The 22,130-nt window shown below is 51.8% G+C and carries 25 protein-coding genes and 5 pseudogenes; 12 read left to right on the plus strand and 18 right to left on the minus strand.

Translation table 11 applies throughout. From position 1 onward, the window contains the following. The first annotated feature begins 18 nt into the window (after positions 1-18). Positions 19-783, plus strand: coding sequence for a nucleoside-diphosphate sugar epimerase/dehydratase (locus tag JVX88_RS43690; protein WP_211623643.1), 765 nt, complete (start codon positions 19-21; stop codon positions 781-783). Positions 784-849: 66 nt separating this feature from the next. Here the strand turns inward: JVX88_RS43690 and JVX88_RS35365 are convergent. Continuing rightward, positions 850-1,263, minus strand: a pseudogene (locus tag JVX88_RS35365) (NusA N-terminal domain-containing protein); the annotation flags it as partial. A gap of 213 nt (positions 1,264-1,476) precedes the next feature. Continuing rightward, positions 1,477-1,827, minus strand: a complete 351-nt coding sequence (rimP, locus tag JVX88_RS35370) for a ribosome maturation factor RimP (protein WP_263975409.1) — start codon at positions 1,825-1,827, stop codon at positions 1,477-1,479. Positions 1,828-1,839: 12 nt separating this feature from the next. Between rimP and codA the strand changes: the two are divergent. Beyond that, positions 1,840-2,889, plus strand: a pseudogene (gene codA, locus JVX88_RS35375) (cytosine deaminase); the annotation flags it as partial. Positions 2,890-3,165: 276 nt separating this feature from the next. Here codA and ahcY read toward each other — a convergent pair. Continuing rightward, on the minus strand, positions 3,166-4,125 hold the full coding sequence (gene ahcY / locus JVX88_RS35380) for an adenosylhomocysteinase (RefSeq protein WP_317134684.1): 960 nt from the start codon (positions 4,123-4,125) through the stop codon (positions 3,166-3,168). Further along, positions 4,032-4,274 carry a hypothetical protein gene (locus JVX88_RS35385; RefSeq protein ID WP_211623645.1) on the minus strand — a complete coding sequence of 81 codons (243 nt, stop codon included), beginning with the start codon at positions 4,272-4,274 and terminating at the stop codon, positions 4,032-4,034. The genes ahcY and JVX88_RS35385 overlap by 94 nt, the downstream gene beginning before the upstream one ends. 197 nt (positions 4,275-4,471) lie before the next feature. Here JVX88_RS35385 and JVX88_RS35390 point away from each other — a divergent pair, with 197 nt between their 5' ends. After that, positions 4,472-5,101 carry a hypothetical protein gene (locus JVX88_RS35390; protein ID WP_211623648.1) on the plus strand — a complete coding sequence of 210 codons (630 nt, stop codon included), beginning with the start codon at positions 4,472-4,474 and terminating at the stop codon, positions 5,099-5,101. On the opposite strand, the gene JVX88_RS35395 is transcribed toward JVX88_RS35390, so the two are convergent. Further along, the gene (locus JVX88_RS35395) at positions 5,085-5,249 is read right to left on the minus strand and encodes a helix-turn-helix domain-containing protein (protein WP_211623650.1); all 165 of its coding nucleotides are present in this window, start codon (positions 5,247-5,249) and stop codon (positions 5,085-5,087) included. The genes JVX88_RS35390 and JVX88_RS35395 overlap by 17 nt on opposite strands. Before the next feature lie 14 nt (positions 5,250-5,263). Beyond that, positions 5,264-5,650 (minus strand): hypothetical protein, encoded by a 387-nt coding sequence (locus JVX88_RS35400; protein ID WP_211623652.1) that lies wholly within the window; start codon positions 5,648-5,650, stop codon positions 5,264-5,266. A 609-nt stretch (positions 5,651-6,259) separates the two neighbouring features. On the opposite strand from JVX88_RS35400, the gene JVX88_RS44805 reads away from it, so the two are divergent. After that, a complete protein-coding gene (locus tag JVX88_RS44805; protein WP_410503819.1) occupies positions 6,260-6,508 on the plus strand; it encodes a cyclic nucleotide-binding domain-containing protein in 249 nt (82 codons plus the stop codon). Here the strand turns inward: JVX88_RS44805 and JVX88_RS41555 are convergent. The 6 genes and pseudogenes from JVX88_RS41555 to JVX88_RS35430 form a co-directional block, all read right to left on the minus strand. Continuing rightward, positions 6,420-7,964: pseudogene (locus JVX88_RS41555) on the minus strand (PEP-utilizing enzyme); the annotation flags it as partial. The gene JVX88_RS44805 and the pseudogene JVX88_RS41555 overlap by 89 nt on opposite strands. A gap of 580 nt (positions 7,965-8,544) precedes the next feature. Beyond that, positions 8,545-9,093: a hypothetical protein gene (locus JVX88_RS35410; RefSeq protein WP_317134571.1), complete on the minus strand. Its 549-nt coding sequence runs from the start codon at positions 9,091-9,093 to the stop codon at positions 8,545-8,547. A gap of 61 nt (positions 9,094-9,154) precedes the next feature. After that, positions 9,155-9,712 (minus strand): ATP synthase F1 subunit delta, encoded by a 558-nt coding sequence (atpH, locus tag JVX88_RS35415; RefSeq protein ID WP_211623656.1) that lies wholly within the window; start codon positions 9,710-9,712, stop codon positions 9,155-9,157. Then, the gene (gene treZ, locus JVX88_RS35420; protein WP_263975410.1) at positions 9,712-11,013 is read right to left on the minus strand and encodes a malto-oligosyltrehalose trehalohydrolase; all 1,302 of its coding nucleotides are present in this window, start codon (positions 11,011-11,013) and stop codon (positions 9,712-9,714) included. The genes atpH and treZ overlap by 1 nt, the downstream gene beginning before the upstream one ends. Continuing rightward, positions 10,965-11,597, minus strand: coding sequence for an alpha/beta fold hydrolase (locus tag JVX88_RS35425; RefSeq protein WP_211623659.1), 633 nt, complete (start codon positions 11,595-11,597; stop codon positions 10,965-10,967). The genes treZ and JVX88_RS35425 overlap by 49 nt, the downstream gene beginning before the upstream one ends. A 599-nt stretch (positions 11,598-12,196) precedes the next feature. Then, positions 12,197-12,862, minus strand: a complete 666-nt coding sequence (locus tag JVX88_RS35430) for a cadmium resistance transporter (protein ID WP_211623661.1) — start codon at positions 12,860-12,862, stop codon at positions 12,197-12,199. 187 nt (positions 12,863-13,049) lie between these two features. Here JVX88_RS35430 and JVX88_RS44810 point away from each other — a divergent pair. Beyond that, positions 13,050-13,265, plus strand: a pseudogene (locus JVX88_RS44810) (FosX/FosE/FosI family fosfomycin resistance thiol transferase); the annotation flags it as partial. Here JVX88_RS44810 and JVX88_RS35435 read toward each other — a convergent pair. After that, positions 13,233-14,120: a glycosyltransferase gene (locus tag JVX88_RS35435; RefSeq protein ID WP_263975412.1), complete on the minus strand. Its 888-nt coding sequence runs from the start codon at positions 14,118-14,120 to the stop codon at positions 13,233-13,235. The pseudogene JVX88_RS44810 and the gene JVX88_RS35435 overlap by 33 nt on opposite strands. Continuing rightward, entirely contained in the window at positions 14,069-14,653 is a 585-nt protein-coding gene (locus JVX88_RS40150; RefSeq protein ID WP_225931295.1) for a PleD family two-component system response regulator, read from the minus strand. Before JVX88_RS40150 ends, JVX88_RS35435 begins: the two co-directional genes overlap by 52 nt. Before the next feature lie 366 nt (positions 14,654-15,019). On the opposite strand from JVX88_RS40150, the gene JVX88_RS35445 reads away from it, so the two are divergent. Then, positions 15,020-15,901, plus strand: coding sequence for a lipoyl synthase (locus JVX88_RS35445; protein ID WP_211623663.1), 882 nt, complete (start codon positions 15,020-15,022; stop codon positions 15,899-15,901). 153 nt (positions 15,902-16,054) lie between these two features. Here JVX88_RS35445 and JVX88_RS35450 read toward each other — a convergent pair whose 3' ends face one another. From JVX88_RS35450 to JVX88_RS35455, 3 genes and pseudogenes are all read right to left on the minus strand, one after another. Then, positions 16,055-16,708, minus strand: a complete 654-nt coding sequence (locus tag JVX88_RS35450) for a MoxR family ATPase (RefSeq protein ID WP_317134685.1) — start codon at positions 16,706-16,708, stop codon at positions 16,055-16,057. After that, a pseudogene (locus tag JVX88_RS43695) lies at positions 16,697-16,900 on the minus strand (TCP-1/cpn60 chaperonin family protein); the annotation flags it as partial. The gene JVX88_RS35450 and the pseudogene JVX88_RS43695, both read right to left, overlap by 12 nt. Positions 16,901-17,068: 168 nt before the next feature. Then, positions 17,069-17,215 (minus strand): hypothetical protein, encoded by a 147-nt coding sequence (locus JVX88_RS35455; protein ID WP_158672995.1) that lies wholly within the window; start codon positions 17,213-17,215, stop codon positions 17,069-17,071. Between the two features lie 425 nt (positions 17,216-17,640). On the opposite strand from JVX88_RS35455, the gene JVX88_RS35460 reads away from it, so the two are divergent. From JVX88_RS35460 to JVX88_RS35485, 6 genes are all read left to right on the plus strand, one after another. Then, complete coding sequence (locus JVX88_RS35460; RefSeq protein ID WP_317134572.1) at positions 17,641-17,895, plus strand: Gfo/Idh/MocA family oxidoreductase; 255 nt, start codon at positions 17,641-17,643, stop codon at positions 17,893-17,895. A gap of 67 nt (positions 17,896-17,962) precedes the next feature. Continuing rightward, positions 17,963-18,523, plus strand: coding sequence for a peptide deformylase (gene def, locus JVX88_RS35465; RefSeq protein ID WP_211623673.1), 561 nt, complete (start codon positions 17,963-17,965; stop codon positions 18,521-18,523). A 140-nt stretch (positions 18,524-18,663) separates the two neighbouring features. Continuing rightward, a complete protein-coding gene (locus JVX88_RS35470) occupies positions 18,664-18,858 on the plus strand; it encodes a hypothetical protein (protein WP_036005230.1) in 195 nt (64 codons plus the stop codon). Between the two features lie 106 nt (positions 18,859-18,964). Then, positions 18,965-19,690 (plus strand): phospholipase D-like domain-containing protein, encoded by a 726-nt coding sequence (locus tag JVX88_RS35475; RefSeq protein ID WP_211629048.1) that lies wholly within the window; start codon positions 18,965-18,967, stop codon positions 19,688-19,690. 434 nt (positions 19,691-20,124) lie between these two features. Further along, positions 20,125-20,904 (plus strand): ArsA family ATPase, encoded by a 780-nt coding sequence (locus JVX88_RS35480; RefSeq protein ID WP_211623675.1) that lies wholly within the window; start codon positions 20,125-20,127, stop codon positions 20,902-20,904. 10 nt (positions 20,905-20,914) lie between these two features. Beyond that, positions 20,915-21,154, plus strand: coding sequence for a gas vesicle protein (locus JVX88_RS35485; protein WP_211623683.1), 240 nt, complete (start codon positions 20,915-20,917; stop codon positions 21,152-21,154). 128 nt (positions 21,155-21,282) lie between these two features. Here JVX88_RS35485 and JVX88_RS35490 read toward each other — a convergent pair whose 3' ends face one another. Next, positions 21,283-22,128, minus strand: a complete 846-nt coding sequence (locus tag JVX88_RS35490) for a CheR family methyltransferase (RefSeq protein WP_211623685.1) — start codon at positions 22,126-22,128, stop codon at positions 21,283-21,285. Positions 22,129-22,130: the final 2 nt, after the last annotated feature.

Here is a 22,130-nt window from a genome sequence, read left to right on the forward strand (position 1 = left end):
GAGGAGTAATAAATTGCAATGCAACTTAACCGCACGTTACCCCCTGCGCTCGTGGCGTTGACTATCTCGACGCGATCCTGGCCGACCTACGCCGTGATGATCGGGGCCGACCTATTGGCGATCGTGTTGGCGAGCATCATCAGCGTCTATACCAGGCTGGCGTTAGAAGGACAGTTTGCCCCCTCGCTGTACTGGCAGCTTTGGCCTGTCCTGGGTTTGTTTATTGCCGCCTATGCGATTGTGGGCCTCTATCCCGGCGTTGCCATTAGCCCGGTGGATGAGATGCGCTGGCTTTGTCTAGCCACGACTCTGATGTACCTGGCGCTGGCGGCGATGGTATTTATGCAGCGGGAAGGTGAGATCTACTCGCGGGGCGTGTTTGTGATGGCCTGGGCGCTGTCGCTGCTGCTGGTGATTGTCTGTCGAGCGGTGGCGCGACTGCTGTTTGCCCGCAAGCGCTGGTGGGGTTACCCGACGATGGTGTTGGGCGCAGGCAAAACCGGCAGTATGGTGATTCGCACCCTCAAACGCCGTCCCGGAATTGGTCTCAAGCCCGTGCTGGTGCTGGATGACGATCCCAAGAAGCACGGTTCGCTGCATGGAGTGCCGGTGGTGGGCGGTGTGGAGCTAGCGCCTGCCTTGGCCCGGACGCGCAAAATTCCCTACGCGATTGTGGCAATTATCGTTGGGAAGCTGGTCCCGCTTTGGCAGTTCGGCTTCCACTTCCGGCTGACCAAAGCCACTGCTAACGGCCATCACCACCGACTGGCGCTCAAACCGTAGCACTCTCGCCTGCAGAACCGTGCCTTCTAGTTCCTGAAATTCCTCTTGAATCAGCTTGCGCTGCTGGTCACGCAGTTTCTGGGCCAGCACCTGTTTGGTTTGAATGGCAGCCATGCGGCCAAACTCGCCTTGGTCAGGCGTCACATCCAGCACCACGGTGTCACCAAGCTGGGCTTCAGCAGCCACTTCCTGCACTTCGGTCAGCGCAATTTGATGGTCAGGATTGGTAACAGTTTCCACAATTGTTTTGGTCGCCAATACGCGAAAGCCTTCGTCTTCCACATCTAGCTCAACTTCAAAATTGTTGAAATACTCATCATCAAAGCTGGCTGAATCAGGGCGATGGGTGCGACGATAGCGTTCGTAGCCTTTGAGTAGGGCTTCACGCAGCGCAGCCTGAACGGCATGTTTGGGAAGATTGCGTTCGCGGCTGATGTTATCGATCATGTCTTGCAGCCCAGGGAGAGTAACCATTGACATCGGAGGAGCCTCCAAATTTTCAGTTTTCAGTTTTAAGTTGTTAGTTTTGAGTGCTGAGTGAGGCACAGAATTCAGTGGGTTCAATGCTGAAGGTGAGTTGAAGAATCAGTTTTGATCAATGCATTGCTTAGATTTACTTCAAGTTTGAAGGTCTCAAACGAGCAGGATCACCGCCCAATCCAAAACTTAAAACTAAGCACTCAAAACTTTTGATTAAGCCCGCTCTACCAACTGAACCTTAGTGATTAACTGGCGAGGGATGGCAATTGAACGCCCTTTTTGGCTGAGATAAAGCGCCGTTTCGTCTCGCCGTAGGAGTTGACCTGTCCAAGTCGTCTGGCCGTCGTGGGGTGCACTCGTCATCACAACCACAGGAAATCCCTTGAAGGAAATAAACTCGCGATCGGTGGTGAGGGAACGAGAAATTCCAGGGCTGGAAATCTCTAAAACATAGGCGTCTGGAATTACATCAGCTGCATCCAGAGCGGCTTCTAGGGCACGGCTCATCCGTTCGCAGTCATCCAAACTTGTGTCTTGCTCTAAGTTGCGAATGTCAACCCGCACGATTCGGCCCTCACGGCTGGTCAGCCTCGCTGGAACCAGAGCGGCACCCTATTTGAAGGAATCGAAATTTGGCGAGAGCGCAAGCAGGATCTGTCTCTCGATGACGTGAAGCAGCGGGCGATTGAGACCTTGAAACAACAGGCGATGCAGGGAGTGCTCTATGTCCGCAGCCATGCCGATGTGAGTGAAGCCAATCTGGTGGCGCTGCAAGCTTTGCTAGAAGTGCGCGAGGAAGTGAAAGACTGGATGACGCTGCAAGTTGTGGCCTTTCCGCAAGATGGGATTTACGGCGGACCGCAGAACGAAGCGCTGATCGAAGAAGGCTTGAAGCTGGGAGCTGATGTGGTAGGCGGCATTCCCCACTACGAGCTGACGCGGGAAGATGGCGTTAAGTCGGTGGAGCGGATTTTTCAGTTGGCCCAACAGTACGACCGCCTGATCGACATCCACTGTGACGAAATCGATGACGACAACTCTCGCTTTCTGGAAGTCGTGGCCGCCTGTGCAATTCGCTCGGAGATGGGGTCTAGGGTGACGGCTAGCCACACGACCGCCTTTGGTTCCTACAACAACGCCTATGCCTATAAGCTGCTTGGGTTTCTGCGCCGCACGCAAATTAACTTTGTGGTTAATCCTTTGATTAACATTACGCTTCAGGGCCGCACCGATACCTATCCTAAACGGCGAGGATTAACCCGCGTCAAGGAGCTGTGGCAGCAGGGCATGAATGTCAGCCTCGGCCATGACTGTGTGCAGGATTGCTGGTACTCGCTGGGCACGGGCAATATGCTGGATGTGGCGTTTATGCTCGTGCATGTGGCGCAAATGACCGGCATGACCGAAATCGACGCCTGCTATAACATGGCCACTTGGCATGGGGCGACCACCCTGAATCTGCAAAACCAGTACGGAATTGAAGTCGGTAAACCGGCGAATCTAATCGTACTGGATGCCCGCGATCGCTATGATGCGATTCGACGACGGGCGATGGTGCGCTATGTGATCGCGCGAGGGCAACTGCTCGCGTCTACGGAACTGCCGGTGATGGAGTGGAGACGATAATCTTCACTGATTTCAGACTGGCCTCAACCCACTGGCCTCAACCCAATAGTCGCGGCGTTTCGACCGAATCGCGGAAGCGCTGTCCCAATAGCCCATTGAGGTCATGATTTGGGTAATCCATTCTGCCATGAGGTCACTCCTAACTGTTGCTGGATACGGTTGCTGAACGCTCTGGTTACAAAATTGGCTATTAATGCGAGCTATTAATGCAAGCGATGGCTAAAAAACAGAAGCAGGCCAAATGCCTGCTCCGTTAAGGTTATTGCCTTAGATCCATCAGGTTCCCATGGTCCAGGAGTTGATGTACTCAATCTGCTCAGCAGTGAGGCTGTCGATGGCAATACCCATTGCTTGCAGCTTCAAGCGAGCAATTTCCCGGTCGAGTTCTTCCGGAATCGAGTGGATACCCGGCTCCAACTTGCCCTTGTTCTTCACCAAGTATTCGCAAGCTAGGGCTTGGTTCGCAAAGCTCATATCCATCACGGCACTGGGGTGACCTTCTGCTGCCGCTAGGTTGACTAGACGACCTTCGCCCAATACCACAACCGACTTGCCATTGGTGAGCCGATATTCTTCGGTGAAGTTGCGCACTGTCTTAACTTCACTCGCCATTTCCTTCAGGGACTTGAGGTCAATCTCGATATCGAAGTGGCCAGAGTTGCAGACGATTGCGCCATCCTTCATTACTTCAAAGTGCTCCTTGCGGATCACATGCTTGTTGCCCGTCACGGTGATGAACAGGTCGCCCAGCGGAGCTGCCAGCGCCATTGGCAACACGCGGAAGCCGTCCATTGCTGCTTCAATCGCCTTGACCGGATCGATCTCCGTTACGATCACATTGGAACCTAGACCGCGTGCCCGCATTGCTGTACCTTTACCACACCAGCCATAGCCAGCTACAACGACAGTCTTACCGGCTAACAGAATGTTGGTGGCACGAATGACGCCATCCAGGGTAGATTGGCCAGTTCCATAACGATTATCAAAGAAATGCTTGGTTTCTGCATCGTTAACGTTCATCGCCGGGAAGGTGAGCACTCCATCCGCCAGCATCGCTTTGAGGCGCACAATGCCAGTCGTGGTTTCTTCGGTTGAACCAATCAGGTCAGGAAGCTGTTTTTGCCGCTCTTGAATTAGCGTTGCTACCACGTCGCTCCCATCGTCAATGATGACATTAGGCTTGTGATCGAGAGCGGTGCGGACATGGCGGTGATAGGTTTCGTTGTCTGTTGAGATGGTGCGATTGCCTCTGTAGATTGTTCTCCGACATCTACGTTTTCTGATTCTGCCTCTGCATAAACGACTGACGAAAGGAGCAGGAAGATAAACGCGATCGTTCTCAAACGTCCCGTAACGCCTTTCACTCCTAAAAACACGCTGCTCAAAGCCCTATTCTGCCGAATCCTAACCATGCCCCACACCAGAAGAGAATTTTATCAATAAACCTGAGCTATAAGATTACAGGACTCGCCTAGGTCTCGCCATACGGTAGAGCGCCAATTTTTATCCCTAAAGCGTCAGAATCAAAATTAAGCAATCTGAACTAAGATCAGAGACAAGTCACAGACAAACAACGTGAACGATGAGTAGAGCCACCATTCTTGATCCGGCTGAAAGCTACACCTTTAGCAAATACGCAGAACTACCGTTTGACACAGCTGACATTTTGGCAGAATTTGGTATAACTCTGCACAACACCTCGCTGCAACTGCCCCAACAATTGCCGATCGACCCAGAGCCTTTGAGAATTGAGCTACAAGAAAACTTGGTGTTGGTCGATCCCTCCTCAGAAATCGCCCGACGAGAAGCGTTGATCTTTCCCATTCTCAAAACGGTTTGTAAATTTATTCAGGCACCGCTCAAAATTGAGTATCCAGTTCGAGTAAATACCTGGCTCAGAGGCAGTTTTGACTATTTCATCCCTACGCCGCAAAGTCTGCTCGTGATCGAAGCCAAAAATGCAGATTTAGCGAGGGGGTTCACTCAGCTTGCCGTTGAACTGATTGCGCTTGACCAATGGACGGATTCACCTACTCCAGTTCTTTATGGCACCGTCACAACGGGCGATACCTGGAAATTTGGGCTGTTACAACGTCAGGAAAAGCAGATTCAGAAAGATATCAACACCTATGCAATTCCTAGCGATCTCAATCGGGTCCTCTCTACCCTCTTTGGTATCACGATGAATACGTCCGTTACGTTAATGCATTGACTGTTCCGGTCTGGCATTGCTTTGGAGTGATGCCAAACGTGTGCTTAAACGCCTCCGTAAAATGCCCCAAATGGGAATAGCCAACCGCATGAGCCACTTCCGACACTCGCATTTTTCGGCTCCGTAAAAGCTGTTCTGCCTGCTCCATGCGCAGCGTGTGCGCTAGCGTCTTCTACGAGTGGACATTTTAGCCGCTGTACCGCGCCAGAGGATGAGGAGAAAAACGGCGGCCAACGCCAACAGAATCCAAGCTATAAAGGAGGATGTGGTCAGGGCAATGGTGAGCTGTACCAAGGCAAAGCCACCAAACAGGAACCAGCCCGTTAGCAGCACCCACCACGGCACCTGTCCGCCTGCCAAACCGCGATAAGCTCGACCCCGCAAGTGAATTTCACCCATAGGGTCAAACCCTCTGGGTACTGGATCGATAGAGACGGGCATTGGATCAGCCGGAATTTCGATCGAGAGTTCGGGTTTTTCTTCAGGTAGCAGCGGATCGGGGAGGTGATTGGGTTGATTAGGTTGATTGCTTTGATTGTTTTCACTCATTTTCTGATGTTGATTCAAGTCTCTAATCTAGAGTTTTTTAATCGAAAAGGTTCTAATCAAGCCACTGCTGGCCCAAAAATCACATTCATTTCAAAACCGACTGAGGAATTCAAGTTGGATTTATAGTTGATATTCTTCTGATTATGGTATTACATTCAGTTGAACAATCAAGCTGAAGAATTCATAAAACACCGAGTAACTCATCAGTTACTGATTAATTTATCCCGTTTAACTTCCTGTGGTGTCTGGTTGAAATCATTTCTACAGCATTCACAAATTGATTGTGAACAGGGGTTCCACCCCTGCACCCCGTTCAGATCCGATCAAGGATTGCTGCAGTTTGTTTAAACATCGTTCTATCCTGCTGATTGGGTAAACCTAAAATATTTATAAAATATCTAAGCAACGGTTTGAGCTGTGCTGATGGTGACCCGAAGCTAGCACCCATTCATTCACCCATCCACCCATCCACTCATCCACCCACCGACCATGCAAGCCTCAATTGCCCAACTCCAGCAGATTTCGGTTTTGCGGGATCTAGGGAATACCGACTTAGAGCAGTTGCGAGTTGCAACGGCTTTGTCTTTCTATCAGCCTGGAGAAGTGGTGATGCAGGCAGGCGATCCACTGCCACCTCGGCTCTATGTTGTGCTCAGTGGTGTTTTGCAAATCACGCGGGTATCTCAAACTGGTAAGGAAACTGTGTTTCGGGTGCTGCCTGCTGGCGAAATTTTTGCGGCTCCGGCCCTAGTGGGTGGCGCAGGCCGAGCATGGGATGGGGAGGGGCTTCTGAAGCGGTCGCCGAAAACTCATGCGAGCGCAAATCCAGAGAGCGATAAAAGACAGGACGGGGCATAAACGCGGCAGCAAATGGCTGAATCCGTTGGCTGATCTGCTCGATAATTTCGCTGATTGGCTGCTGGCGTAACCAAACTTCTGGATGCCTTTGCTCGAACAGATCGAGCAACATCAGCTCGGAGCGCAACAATCCCACACCGTCAACTGGCAGAGTCGCTACAGTTGCCAAATGCTCTGGCTGGCTGAGGGTGACAAATAGACGAGTTCGAAAGGTGCGCGGCTGAGCCAGTTTTGTTTGCCCAGTCGTTAAAAAATCGGCATTTGCGCGAGGAGTTGCAAAAACAGCCAGTGGTTCACTATGTGAGGGCTTCTGCCAATCAGACGGTAAATTGAAGTCGCCCCAATAGACCTCGCCCTGATCACCATCGATGGCAACTCGTTCCCCCGGATGGATCAGGTGGGTGACCTGCTCGACCCCAACCACTGCCGGGATGCTCAACTCCCGCGCCAAAATTGCCGCATGGCTGGTCATTCCGCCCTGTTCTGTGACAATGCCTGCCACTTGCTGCAGCCGCCTCACTTGCTCTGGTGTAACCATCGCAGTGATCACAATACTTCCTGCGGGTATGGTCTCCAAATCAGTAGGCTGTTCAGTATCTGATTGCATTAACCAGGCCGTTCCAACGGTTTTTCCAGGGGCAGCAGCCAACCCGATCAGGCGATGTTGGGAGGATAAGGCACTACTGGGTCGAAACTGGGTCCCCGACCGGCGGAGAGAGCCAAACTGGGGCATCACCTGAACGAGACGAAACGGAGCTGGGGTAGAATCAGCCTCCAGCATCCACTCCAACGCCAAGGGCATGCCCAACTCGGTTTGCACCTGCTGAGCCAAGTGAGCAAGCTGTTGGAGCTGGCCTGGGAGAAGAACGGGCTGCCTAGACTGGGAAGACGAAAGCAACTCTAACTGGAGGCAGGTCTGCACATCGGGCAACCAAGCTGAGAGGGCTAGAGGAACAGCCGAATTGGCTGCGGCCACTCGATAAGCATAGGTTTGCTGACTCGGATGATGGGTTTGTAAGCCAGATTGCAAATCAAACGAATAGCCAAACATAGACTCAAACTCGCGGGCCAGCAGACGTTCGCCCCGCTCTGACCAAGCCACAGGTATGAGCATGGCAATGGTTCCCGGTTGATTTAAAACCGCATCGGCAACAAAGGGGTTATCTGCGAATGGAGCCGCCGGAGTAATGGTTTGCAGTTCTCCCGTCTGTAAATTTTCAACGAAGAGAATACTGGCAATCCGGTTCTGAGTAAAGCTATTTGAAAGTTGAAGTTGAATGCGGCTGTAGGCGGCATAGTCCCCATTGGGAGAAATCAACGATTGGCTGCGGTAATAGCGAAATACCGGAGTGGAGGAAGCCACCGTTTCAGCCATCATTGCTGTCACCCAATTCCAAGGAACGGGATAGGGGCTATTTAGCGGATCGAAGGGATGGGAATGGGACGATGACGTCATAGGCGGTTGGCGAGAGAGGGCTAGCAAGGCGTAAAAGGTGTAAAAGGTGTAAAAAAGCGTAAACAAAACTGACCGCAAACCAGCAGCCGGACGGACTCAGAACTTTATCAGTTAAAGAATTAAGTTGAAGAAAAAACAATTTTTAGCCTGATCGGGGACTAGCAAACACTTAACGGCTACCGATAGGGCTACACCACTAAGGCCACCGGCATATAGCTAAAACCATTGGCTGTAGCAGGTAGCAATTGCATGACTAGCTGCCACGAGACCTAGCAATCCCGATTTTGCAATTCCAGATTCAGCGATCACCCAACACACCATCCGATCGATTTTTCGCCCAGAATCAAAACTGACAACAGGTAAGGAGTATGCTGTTGCAGACCTACCTGCCTGAGCTACTTCACCTGATCGTTCTTAAAAATTCATGAATTCGCTCTATTTCTTGTATAACAACTTGAACCGGTTTCAGCACACCCCCTCACGAAAGTTTTCATTCAGCCGAATTTTGTAATAAACAGGACTTGACAAATTTGCTTAATTCTTGTCAACTAGTAACCCGACTAGAGTTCACGAATCAGGTTCAGAGTCCAGCTTGATAGACTGATGGTGCGGCGAGTTGAGTAAGCATCCCCAAAACAAAATTGTGCCTAAACAAAATTGTGCCTATTGTGCCTGAGGTAAGCATGACTAATTCCCCGACGACCCAAACTCCCGAACCGACCAAGCGGGTTGCCTCAATCAAACGAGTTTCGCTGGTTTGGATATCACCCTTACCATCGATCGGACGCGCCAAGGCATCTACTACGCGACCGATCAGCGCATCGCCCACCGGAATCGCCGCGATCCGGCCCGTTGCCGTTACCGAGCTGCCTTCCTGAATATTGACGCCATCGCCCATCAATACGGCACCGACGTTATCCTCTTCCAGGTTTTGGGCAATGCCGACTGTGCCATCTTCAAACTCGACTAGTTCACCGGCCATCACTTGCTCTAGGCCATAGATGCGGGCAATCCCGTCACCGACTTGCAGCACGGTACCCACATTGGAAACCTTGACTTCCTGGTCGTACTGCTCGATTTGCTGCCGGATAATACTGCTAACTTCGTCGGGTCTAATACTAATTGCCATAAGTCCTCTCGCTAAATGGGTTAATGAGTGCTGGAACCAACTTAGAACTCAAACATGCTGGCTAGGCTGGTGCTCCTAACCGGATACCGATGCGCCGGAGCTGACCGCGCAGGCTGGCGTCAAACACTTGAGAACCAACCTTGATGATGACGCCGCCCAACAAATCGGGATCGACGCGAGTTGCTAACTCCACCTGACTAGCTTGCACGGTTGACATCACCTTTTGCTTAATCGCCTCTTGCTGCTCAGGTGTCAGCTCAACGGCTGAGGTCACTTCTGCCAATACGGTCTGTTTCAACTGCCGCAGCAGGGACTGGTATTGCTCACACACCTGAGGCAACAACATGATCCGCCCTCGATCTACCAGCAGCAGCAGGAAATTCAGCATGTAGGGATGAATCTGCTCGCCCAGGATCTGACGAATCACCGCCTTTTTCTTCTCGGAATCGATGATCGGACTGGTGACTAGGAACTTGAGATCCTCAGATTCCGCCAACAGGGCTTGCAGAGCCTTGGTGTCGTCGCCAAATGCGTCGGTCAGGTTGTTGGACTGCGCCACCGACATCAGCGCTTGGGCGTAAGGTTCAGCAATTTCGCTAAGGGTCAGAGTAGATTGCATCACGAACCTCCAATCATGGCAATACTGCGGTCGATCAATTGACGTTGCGAGTCTTCACCCATTTGCTCTCTCAGGTGAGCCTCTGCCTTTTGCACTGCCATGGCTGCCACCCGCTGCCGCAGTTCTGCGAACGCTGCAAACTCTTCTTTTCGACCTTTGCGCACGGCTGCTACTAAATCGGGATCGCCGTGGCTGACAAAATATTGAAATGGAGCGGTTTCGCCGTATTCCTCGCCCATAAAAATTAGCGGAATTGACGGAGAGATTAGGTAAACTGCTGCAGCTAGCTTCTGGGCCTCAAAGGAAACCAAGTGACACAGCCGCTCGCCCAACATGCGATTACCAACTTGGTCATGATTCTGGCTAAACACGACAAACTGATTGGGTGAACAGTCGCAGGGATCAGAACCGTGATATTTCTGGCGATTTTTAGAGAAATTCCACGTGTATACAAAGTTGTGCGTGTAGGCTTTGACCATGTGATCTAAATCGCCAAAGTCTAGGTAATATCCGTTACGCTCTCCGGTTAACAAAGCATGCAGGGCATGATGAAATTCATCGTTCCATTGAGCATCGAGGCCAAAGCCGCCCTTTTCTCGTGAACGTACCCAGCGGACATCATTCAGATCGCACTCGGCAGTGAGGTAGAATTTGCGTCCCTGCTGCTGCGAAAACTCCTCGGTCGCTTCCGCCAACTCCTGCAAAAAGTGTTTGGCACCGTGATCCAGAATGTGATCGGTGGCGTCTAGGCGAAGGGCGTCAATGTGATATTCACGGAACCAGTAAAGTGCGTTTTGAATAAAGAAATTCCGCACGGCATGACTGTAGGAATCATCAAAATTGATCGCGCAGCCCCAGGGCGTTTTGTACTTGTTCGTGAAGTAGGGGCCGTAGCAGCCGATGTAGTTGCCTTCTGGGCCAAAATGGTTGTAAACCGCATCGAGAAAAACAGCCATTCCCTGCTGGTGACAGGCATTGACGAGCTGTTTCAAACCATTGACGCCGCCGTAGGAATACTGCACGCCATACAGATAGGTACCGTCGTAGCCCCAGTTGCGCTCGCCCGGAAACTGGGCAATCGGCATTAGCTCAATCGCGTTGACGCCTAATTCTAATAACTCTGGAATTCGGGGAATAATCGCCTCAAACGTTCCTTCCGGCGTGAATGTACCGACATGCAGCTCGTATATCACCATTTTCTCTAATGGAATATTTTTCCATTTCTGGTCCATCCAGGTAAAGCTGCTGTGGTCTACAATCTGCGAAGGGCCAAATCCAGCAGGGGGAAATAGCTGAGCCAACGGGGACGCAGTTTCACCAGCATTTTGCCCACGGTGCGAAATCGCTCAAATTCTTCTTTTAGATAAATGCCGCCACCTGAATTGACGCAGATTACGCCGTCAATGGTTTGGGGAGCTTGATCGGCAGCCCAGAGGGCAATGCTTCCACCCAACGAGTGACCAATCAACCAGACTTTGCGAATATCGAGTTGCTGCAGCAGTAGGTTTAAATCCTGGGCATAGGCCGCAGGCGTATAATGTGCCGTGGTTGGTGCTGAGATTGTGGTTTTAACTTCCCAAGCTAGACTAGGCGGACTTTTAGCTGCTGCTCCTACCGTTACCCGTTCTGCCAAATTAGCGGCCACGCTAGTCTCTAGACTAGTTCCAACGTTGGCCTGCTTGATCGCATCGAGTTGGGACTCGCCAAATCCCCGCAAATCATAAGCCAAGCACTGATAGAGAGGAGATAAGCGTTCGATGACGGGCTGCCAATAGGCACGGCTCAAAAGCCAACCGTGAATAAAGACCAAAACAACAGGGGAGCCAGTGGGTGCAGAAAGCTCGTAGGTGTGGGGAAATCCCTGAATGTCAATCGTTTTGACCATACCGAATCGGATGTCCTCTGTTGTCTCAACAGCAGCAAATTACAAGCCGTGAGCGAGCGGCAGCGGTATATGCCTCTATCTCTATCATAGATTCCGAGGGCCTTTGTTTCCAAGTGTCTGCTCATTGCAAAGTAAATCTGAAGGTTTGCGGCTGCCCAGCTCAGGCTCGTTTCCAAGTGCAGCGATGCGGGAATTCTAATCACGCCCACCTTTTCTAGTGGAAGGATTCAGCTCGCTTAGCTTGGTGCGGAATGGTTCATGCCCAATTTCAAAGCTCAGATCTTCAATGTCCAGACCGGATTGCTAGCTAGCTCATCGAGGCGATGGTTTTTAATCACCATGCTATTGCTTTTAAGCAGTGGGGGGAGCTTGAAATGGTGGTTGTTCCAACACCAAACTAGCTCAACTCGTCATCTGGCGGTTCAGTTTAATCGCCAAACCCTTGCCCTCACAGATCTCTACCTAGACGCCTACTTTGCCATTTGGGTTGGCCGCCAGTCGCGAGCATCTTGGCCAAAGCCATCAAAGCGCATTTGGCTGGAAGGTGAAACGAGAACAGTATCAGTTATAGTGGCTGTCGAAATTAGTGGCCGTCACGATTAGATTGGTAACAACAAACGATAGGACTGATTCTCAACCACAATCGAAAATCCCAACCAGATCAGGATAAACGGAAAGATTTTCCGAGCATAGCGCGCCATTACAAACGCAATTGCGGGTTGGCGAGTCAGGTGATAAGACATAAAACACCAGACTCCAACCGTGAAATAACAAACGAGCAGAATAATGGCTAGGTTTGGGAGAGTACTGCTAGCAAATAAGGGAATATAGATACCTACATTGTTGCCACCATTGGCGATTGTTACAGCAGAAACCCTGTAGGTTTGTGGATCACGGATGGTTTCCCAGAGGGTTTGCTTGGCATGGCTGGGTCTGCCGGAGGTTGGCTTGGTGTTGAGATTGACTGAAACGGTTTGAATTGTCTCTTCTGGTTCGCGGCTCAACAAATGACTAATGCCAATCATCACTGGTAGAAACCCCAGCAGTCCAATCCAAATAGGTGAAATTGCTAAGCCACCTAGAAAGCCCACTAAGCTGATCGCCACGAGTGCTGTGAAGCCGAGAAACTCACCCACAATCACATGCCGGGGGCGAAAGAAACGGTTGACTTTACCGAAGAACAGGGTCAGGTAGATATTGTCATCGAATGTAGTGGCAAAAGCGACGGCAATGCCGGTGACTAATGAGCCAATCAACCAATTCATTGTTATTCCTCATCAATTTTGGGGATCACTGATTTGTTTAATCAGTAGGATTAGGCAAGAACAAGTCGCTGCTGGATAACTTGCCTCTTACACAACTGCATGTGCTACAGTCTCAATTTATAGAGGTTGACTCATACAAGCAAATATTCTTTTTTGTCAGAATCATAAATTAAAGTGATGAATAGCCATGATTGAAGGGCTGAGCCACATTACGTTTATCGTGCGTGATCTCGACCGCATGACCCAATTGCTCACTACTATCTTCGATGCGAAACAGGTTTATGCGAGCGGAGAAGCAACATTCTCGATTGCGAGGGAAAAGTTTTTTCTGGTCAATCAAATCTGGATAGCCGTGATGGAAGGAGCACCGCTATCCGAACGAACCTATAACCATACTAAGTACAGGACAGCGCTGCATCAACTGCTGATCATAATTATCGTAGGGACTGCCTCCCACAATCACCAAACGCAAATCTGATTCGTTCAAGCTATCCAATGCCAGCAAGATATCCTCGACGCCTTTGTAGGGACGAGGGGCACCGGGAAACATCAAGACGCGATAGGTAGCTAATCCGTAGCGCTGCTTTAGAGCTGTTGCATCGTAATTCTCCGGATTGAACAGGGCCGTATCCTTGCCATTGGGAATCGAGATGCCACCAAACCGCTGTTGCAGAAACTGAGTGTGAACTGTGATCACATCGGCGCGAGAGACCAGCTTTTCCATCCAACGTAAATAGAGGGGATGATCGGGCTGGCGTAAGGCCCCATCGGATTTAGCGATATCGCGGACCAGATGCTTCAGGGAGGGTTGATACCGATAGGCATCTCCACCGTGCCAACTCAGTTCCCAGTCATCGATGTCCAGTAGCAGGGGACGCTTGTGTTTGAGGAGATGGTGCCACAGTGCTACGCCAAAGCTAGTGGGTTTGGGTTTGTAGGCGTAGATCAAATCCCCGTCTAAGTGGGGCCAGAGTTGCCGTATCGATTGCCAAAACTGAGGGTAAGGCTTGCCTGGTACTGTAATAACTTCTAGATCAGCCGTTGAGGAAATCGCAGCTTGATCGCCAAAGGTGAACCCGACCAGTTTGACCCGACAGCCCAATTTCTGAAGCGCCTGAGCTAACAAAAATGGACGCACCGCCCCACCCCAGCGGCCAGCTCCGCTTTTAGACAAATCGCCAACAACAAGAGCAACTGACGACGGCATCAAACCGGGTAACGGGTCGGCCTGTAGAGTTTTAGTGGGAATCGACAGCATAGGTTTAGAGATTGCGGTGTTGTTGCTAGAGTGCCCATGGGGGAAGGCGCGACATCTATGGGTGGATGGGTGGTAGCCTGCTGCTGCGGAGCAGTTGGGTAGACAGCTTTGCTTGTCTGATAGGCGGTCGGCTTGACAAGGTAATCATAAATTGCCGGTTGAGCATGGTTGATTTGGTAACGCATCCCGAACCCGTCCAAATGCAATAAACCTTCCAGGCGCGAACCGGGAAGGCGTACTCTACAGGAAAATTGGCAGACAAAGAACGGAGATAATGGATGAGAAATGCGCTCCAAAGGGATTTTTTGCAGATCGGCCTGCGACTGAATTTGCTGAAAGACTTCCCAGCCGCTCATGCGAGGCAGTAGAAAATCTAACATAATCAAATTGGGACGTTCTTGACGAATGCAATTGATGCCTTCAACGCCATCCTTCGCCTCCAGAACCTGGAAATTTCCTTTCGGCAGCATGTCCCTTACCATATTGCGGATGACGCGACTGTCATCGATAACCAGGATTTTTTGACTTGCCACGGTGGACTCCTCGGGTTGGTGTAGGAACGATTGGTGTGGGAACGAAAAGAAGCAGCTTCACTTACACTAGATATTATTAACTTCTGAGAGTAAAAGAAACTGGTTGCAGTAATTGCAAAACTTGAGGCTGGAATTTAGCAAGCTTTGGTTAAGTGCATCCTGTTGGATTGCTGGTATCTCTCAGTTAACCTTAACCTAGTGTAATTTCCATTGAATTATTTTCTTCAGTGGATAGGAAGCAGAACCGGCGTAGCTCGCATCTTAGCCTGAGACATAAAGCTATTGCCAGTATTACTATTCCCCTGAGATTAAGAATCCTATCTCTCAAATTGCAGCCGTATACCAATAGCAACTCTAGATAGTTCAATGCAGTCTTTTGACACCTCGTCTTCTGAATTAACCAATCGCCGAGCGCTGGTAGAATTGCCTGATTGGTTGCGACGTTCGATTGGCAAAGCCAGCGAAATCTCCACGGTGCAACAAATCATCAAGCAGCGCCAGATTCACACGATCTGCGAAGAGGGGCGCTGTCCCAATCGAGGGGAATGTTACGCCCAGGGCACGGCCACCTTTTTGCTGATGGGACCGACCTGCACTCGCGCCTGTGCCTTTTGTCAGGTGGATAAAGGCCATGCTCCCATGCCGCTCGACCCCGATGAACCCCGCAAGGTCGCCGAGGCCGTTGAGTTACTGGGGTTGCGCTATGTAGTGCTCACCTCGGTGGCTCGGGATGATCTGCCCGATCAAGGAGCCGGTTGGTTTGTGCAAACCATGACCGCGATTCGCCAACTTAACCCAGACACGCAGATCGAGGTACTCACTCCTGATTTTTGGGGCGGTCTGGGTGGAGAAGCTAGCCAGTATGAGCGCGTGGCTACGATTGTGCAGGCTCAACCTGCTTATCGGCAAGGCAAAACCGTGATTCCTCCTCGCTACGACTTCGCCTCTGATTTCTCCGAAGGACTGGCTGCTGTCTTAGTGGGCAACAAATGGGGCTACATCGACAAAACTGGCCAGCTAGCTGTGCCACCTCAATTTGACTTCGCCGCTGATTTTTCGGAAGGGCTAGCCGCTGTGACAGTCAACAATCAGGTTGGCTTCATCGACCCGACCGGCAAGCTACAAATTGCGCCTCAATTCGACAAGGTGGGTTCCTTCTCGGAGGGTTGGGCTTGGGTACAGACAGGTGACCAGTGGCGCTATATTAATGCGTCTGGGCAGTTTTTGATGCTGGGAGAAGTTAGATAGGGGAGGAGTCAGGAGAACGCAAGCGTATAGTGCACTTGCTTCATTAGCCAGCGATTCATCTGCGGGTGGGTCAGGCAACGAAGCGTCACAGAACTATTTCCAGATCCCAATGGCAACTCTAGCCAACCGCTACTGCTATTCATCTAAATCTCACTACGGAATTGGTACCGAATGCAGCAGGCGTTCGATCACCAGTTTGCTTTTCTGGTTGCCGGTGGTAATTAGGCGATGGGCCAACACATAAGGCGCTAAGAATTTGACATCGTCGGGAATAGCAAAATCGCGTCCGTCTAGAAAGGCTTGGGCCTGCACCGCTCGCTGTAAGGCAACCGTACCGCGCGGGCTGACGCCTAAAATCACCTCTTCATCCTGACGGGTTGCCCGCACCAGTTCCAGCATGTACTGTTGCAAATGAGTTTCCACCCGTACCTGAGCACAGAGCTGCCGTAGGGTTTGCACATCGGCTAACGAAATACAGGGCGTCAGTTCCTCTACAGTCGTGCCCTGCTGCAATCGCTGCAACATCTGCAATTCCTCTTCGGCACTGGGATAGCCCAAACTAAAGGAAAGGGCAAACCGATCCATTTGGGCTTCGGGGAGGGGGAACGTGCCCTGATATTCCACCGGGTTTTGGGTGGCAATTACAAAAAATGGCCGCGGCACATGGCGCGAAACCCCATCAATCGTCACCTGCTGTTCTTCCATTACTTCCAGCAAGGCAGACTGGGTGCGGGGCGTTGCCCGGTTAATTTCGTCGGTTAGCAGCACATTGGCAAACACCGGACCCGGCAAAAACGTATTTTCCAACGGATCTTCCAGCTCAATTTCTTTGGCAATCGTGATGCCGTCGTTCACGATTTGAGGGGCACCATACTTCGCCTCCAGAACAACGTTGCGGCCTTTAGGTCCCAGAGTAATCCGCACCGCATCGGCTAGGGCATTAACACCACGCTCCAACGCCTGACGCGATTCTTCATCAAATACAACAATTTTGGGCATAGATTTCGGTTCCGATCTCTCCACTGTAGACTTTAGCACTCAAGTCGATCGAGTGCTAAAACTGGACTGGAGGGAATCCCGAACTTCAACCCCCAACAGGATGTCGGTCCAGAAAATTCTGGGTTCGACCGCTTTTAGCTCGAACACTGCCAGGAGCTGAAATGAAACCTAGTTTAGTTGAAGCACACAACTTAAGGTTTTCTGCCCCATACTGCGGCACACATCCAATCGTGCCTGAGCCTGCCCCACCAGAAACACCAGGCTGACTACCACCACCATCAGCAATACCTTTTCTCCATCAATTCTCAGTAGCATTTGGCCATGTCCAAAGGAAGAGCAACAAAGGTATACATAACTTTACCGATCGGTAACATGGCTTTTGTGAAGTCGAAACCCGATTGTTGTGAAGCTCTAGTAAAGAAGCGCCTAAAACGCCCAGAGGTGGACCGCTTAGTTTGAAACCTGATGCTTTTGGAGGGACACTGCACCTTAGCATTATTGAGCCATCGCAATCTTTCGGCTGTTGACGCAGTGCAATGTTATCAACTGTGTCAGCAATATTGAATGTCATGATGTTTTGTCATAATTGTGTTGCCGAAGCGAGTATCTACAGTCATGCGTAGTGAAATCCTACTGACTTCTAACTTCTGGCTCTTGACTTCTGGCTCTTGACTTCTGGCTCCTGACTCCTGACTCCTGTTCTGCTGTACGATCGCTCTGATGATTGGACTAAATCAGGCATGGCAGATTCTCGAATTGGTGTTGCTGTCGTTGGTACCGGCTTTGGGCAGAAAATTCACATTCCCGGCTTGCAAATTCACCATCGTACAGAGGTTGTAGCAGTCTACCACCGAAATTTGGACAAAGCGCAGGCGGTAGCGCAGGCGTTTCAGATTCCCCATGCGGCGCAAACCGTGGAAGAAATTGTCCGCTTGCCACCGCGCTTTTTTTCGTTCACCCGTGTTTCAGCAGTTTTTTGGATGGAACGGGTATGATTCACTATGATGGAGAAGGATACAAAATTCAACAGAAATCTACAATTATCGGCGAGTCACTAAGGTCATGACTGCTCAAGTTCTGGTGGAAAAGAAAAAGTTGGCCAACCCCCCTTTACAACTGCACTATTTAGGGGATCGAGTGCTGCGGCAGCCCGCTAAGCGAGTCACTAAAATTGACGACGAAATCCGACGTTTAGCTCGTCAGATGCTGCAAACCATGTACAGCGAAGATGGCATTGGCCTAGCTGCGCCCCAGGTCGGCGTTAATAAGCAGATCATTGTTGTGGACTGTGAACTGGACAAGCCGGAGGCACCAGCCCTGGTTCTGATCAATCCGGTGATTACAAAGACTAGTCAGAAAACTTGTGTGATCCAGGAAGGCTGCTTGAGTGTGCCGCAGGTGTTCTTGGACGTGACCCGTCCTGAGGAAATCGAAGTTTCCTTCAAAGACGAGCAGGGCAGACCGCAGAAAATTAAAGCGGAGGGCTTACTGGCTCGGGTAATTCAACATGAAATTGACCACTTGAATGGTGTCATGTTTGTGGATCGGGTTGAGAATACCTTATCTCGCAATCAGGAGTTGACGAAGCACGGTTTTGCAGTTTCTGCGGTTAAACCAGTTTAGAAGTCTAGTGCCATAGTCGTAGTAGCTGCTTTTCTGTCATGACCAGTCTGATTGGGTAGGACTGCTCTAGCGGGACTGGAGCTTTTGTGGTTCGATAGCTATAAAGACCTTTAGCTCGTTTCTATAGGGTAGGATCACTGGTGACTCCAAAGAGTGGTGTATTTTTAGCTGGCTCCTGTATTGCCGCAATCGCAGCAGTCGGTTCAATTTTTGAGCTTTCCTCGGGGCAGCCGCAGTTGGGAAGTGTGGTGACAAGTGTGATTTTAGCCCTTGCCATTCCTTTAACCGGAATTCTGTTTTATGCAGCGGTTCAGGACGCCAGGGCTAATCAGTGATTTCCTGTCCTGTTCATTGCGGCCTCCCCGACGATGACCGGCCCTCTGTGCTGCGCGTTTTTAAGACGACTGGCCTCTCAGCATCAAGAGTCGTCTCTAGCTTCCTATCCATTGGTGGCTCCTTCAGCGCTATGCCCATATCAGCACCGGTGATTACAACCCCCGCACGGCTCGCCTGTATACGGATGTGGGTTTACTCACCTGCCGTGAGGATTTGGGCACGGATTTGTCTGAACTGTTTAACTATCTGACCGGTTATTCTCGTCAACGACGCTATCGCAAGCTGCTCGTCGCTCCGGTAAATTTACGCGATCAGTTGATTCAGTTAATTCATCGAGAAAGCGAGCACTGCCAGCAGGGATACCCTGCGCGGATTGTCGCCAAACTTTGCGCCTTGGTAGATCCGCAGATGATTAAAACTCTCTACGAAGCCTCACAAGCGGGCGTGAAAATTGACTTAATTGTCCAGGGAACTTGCTGTTTATCTCCGGGTATCGCGGGTGTGAGTGAAAATATCAACGTAATTAGTATTGTGGGCCGCTATCTGGAACATTCTCGCATCTTCTATTTCCACAACCGAGGCGCAGGCGAAACCTACATTGGTAGCGCCGACTGGATGACGCGCAACTTTGACCGTCGTATTGAGGTGATTGCCCCGGTTGATGACCCTTCGTTGGCCAAGGATTTGCAGGAAATTCTGGGTACATTACTAGCCGATAACCGCTATGCCTGGGAGCTAAAATCTACCGGACGCTATGTGCAACGTCGCCCACGCTCACTTGCTGCGGAGATCAATGCTCAAAAGGTGTTTATGGAGCTGGCAGGGCAGTGACGATTGAATAGGTCAACCGCATGATTGATCCTCCGTTCAATAGCTCAATTTTGCAATCGAGAGATTCTACCGTTTTCACTAAACACTCTTTTCACTAAACACTCAAAGCTAGAGGCTATACGTTGACCATACTCAGCAGAATACCAATGATTTCTTCTAGTTTGTCGATGTAGTAATCCTCTGTGCTGCAATAATGATATTGGCTGCCGGATGATCAACGAGCTTTTCAAGTGCTGTGGTTCCACCTTCTTTTAAGGCATTGATGATTCGAGACTTGAGCGTGGGGTTGCGTTCAACTTCCTCAATTGCTTTAGCTCCAACGAGCGCGGTATTAGGGTACTCTTGCGAAAGCTGATCAAGTAAGGCTTTGATATCTTTGGCAGCTTGCGTGAAGTTTTGAGAAGTACTGATTTCAGACTGGTAGCTCCGTTGCGATGGAGGTGGACGCCGGGGCAGAGTTCGCGGCGCTGCGTGAGACGTACCGCGAGGAGCTCGAGGGCGTGCTCGACTCGATGTTCCGGAGTGTCGATGCGTCGCTGGACCGTGAGGCGATGGAGCGGCTGCTCGACCTGGCGCCGCCCGGTCTGGACGAGTGCATGGCGCTGCTGCGGATCTTGGAGCAGCTCGAGCGTCGTGGGCCGGATGGGTCGCCCTGGTACGACACGATCGTGGTGGACACCGCGCCGACGGGGCACATGCTGCGGCTTCTGGAGCTGCCCGAGGTGATCCAGCCGTGGCTGAGCGGCCTCTTTGCGGTGTTCATCAAGTATGACAGGGTGTTCCGTCTGCCTCGGCTTCAGGCGAGGCTGGTGGAGATCTCCCGAGGTCTGAAGCGGCTGCGTGGGATGCTGACCGATCGCTCGCGGTGCGGGGTGCGTGTGGTGTCGATCCTGACGTCGATGGCGCACGCGGAGTGCGAGGACCTGGTGTCGGCGCTTGGGAGGATGGGCGTCGGGGTGGACACGATCTTTCTGAACCTTGCGACGTCTCCCGAGGATGGGACGATCGCGCCGAGCAGCGGCGGCTCGGAATCTGGGCTGGCCGGGGCGCTGCGTCGGCGCGAGGCCGGGGTGCGGGCGAGGTACGACGCGTCGTTCCCCGGGATTCCGCGGGTGGTGGTGCACCGGGTGGGCGATCCGCGCGGGCTGGAGGGTCTGACGCCGCTGGCTCGCGGGCTGTACGGACCATCGGCGGCGCAGGGACGGGCGGCGTGAGGAGGGGAAGATGGCCGGTGCGCACGGGACGAGTCGCGGGGGACTGGTGTCGGCGGGCGACGGCGCGGCCGGGGAGGGGATCACGCTGTGCGAGGCGCTCGATCGGCTGCTGCACAAGGGCGCGGTGCTCAAGGGCGAGGTGACGATCTCGGTGGCCGGGGTGGAGCTGGTGTACCTGGGGCTGCACGTGCTGCTGGCGTCGGTGGAGACGGTGCGTCGCCAGGGTGAGGCAACGGGGAGCGCGGCATGAGCGAGCGCGGACTGGCGTATGCGGAACTCGAGGCTCCGGGCGAGGCGATGGGGGCGCCGCGCGCGGCGACGCCGCGGCTTGATCTGGAGCCGGACAACATCCGCCAGACCTGTCGGGCTGGGAGCGCATTAGGCAATCCTCCGGTAGAGCTTTTCCTGGGCGTCCAGTTCCTCATAACAATGCTCAAACGGAGTCAGCTTCAGGGTTTCCTGTCGCCCCAAACCCAGCACCCCAAACATGCGCAGGCTTTCATACAGCAGCTTATGCACCTGCTCTTGCAAAACTTGGTTGAAGTAAATTAAGACATTGCGGCAGAGGATGACGTTGAACTCATTAAAGGACGCATCGGTGACCAAATTGTGATGGGAGAAAACAATGTTGGCTTTGAGGGACGAACGGAAAATCGCATTGTTGTAGGCGGCCGTGTAGTAGTTGGAAAAGGCGGACTTCCCCCCAGCCTGGAGGTAGAGTTGGGTGTACTCCTGCATCAAATCAAGCGGAAAAATTCCCGCCTTGGCCTGCCGCACGACAGCTTCGTTCATGTCGGTGGCGTAGATGCGGCAACGATCATACAGCCCTTCTTCTGCTAACAGAATTGCCATCGAGTACACCTCTTCGCCGGTAGAGCAGCCCGCATGCCAGATGCGAATGAATGGGTAGGTGCGCAGCAGAGGCACGGCTTTTTCCCTGAAGGCAACATAAAAGCCAGGGTCGCGGAACATGGCCGTGACATTCACCGAAAGCCCCATCAAAAAGCGCTCCATGCATTCGGGGTCATGCAGCACCTTTTCTTGCAGGGCCGAGATGGTGGCTAGTTTTTCAGCCCGCACCGCGTTCCAGATCCGGCGGCGCAGGGAGGCGATCGCATAGTCGCGGAAATCAAATCCGTAGTAGCGATACACCCCCTCTAGCAAGAGCTGGATTTCAACCTCTTCCAGTTCGTTCGGGTAGGTTTTAGGCGACTTAAGAGACATGG

The sequence above is a fragment of the Leptolyngbya sp. 7M genome, assembly GCF_018128485.1.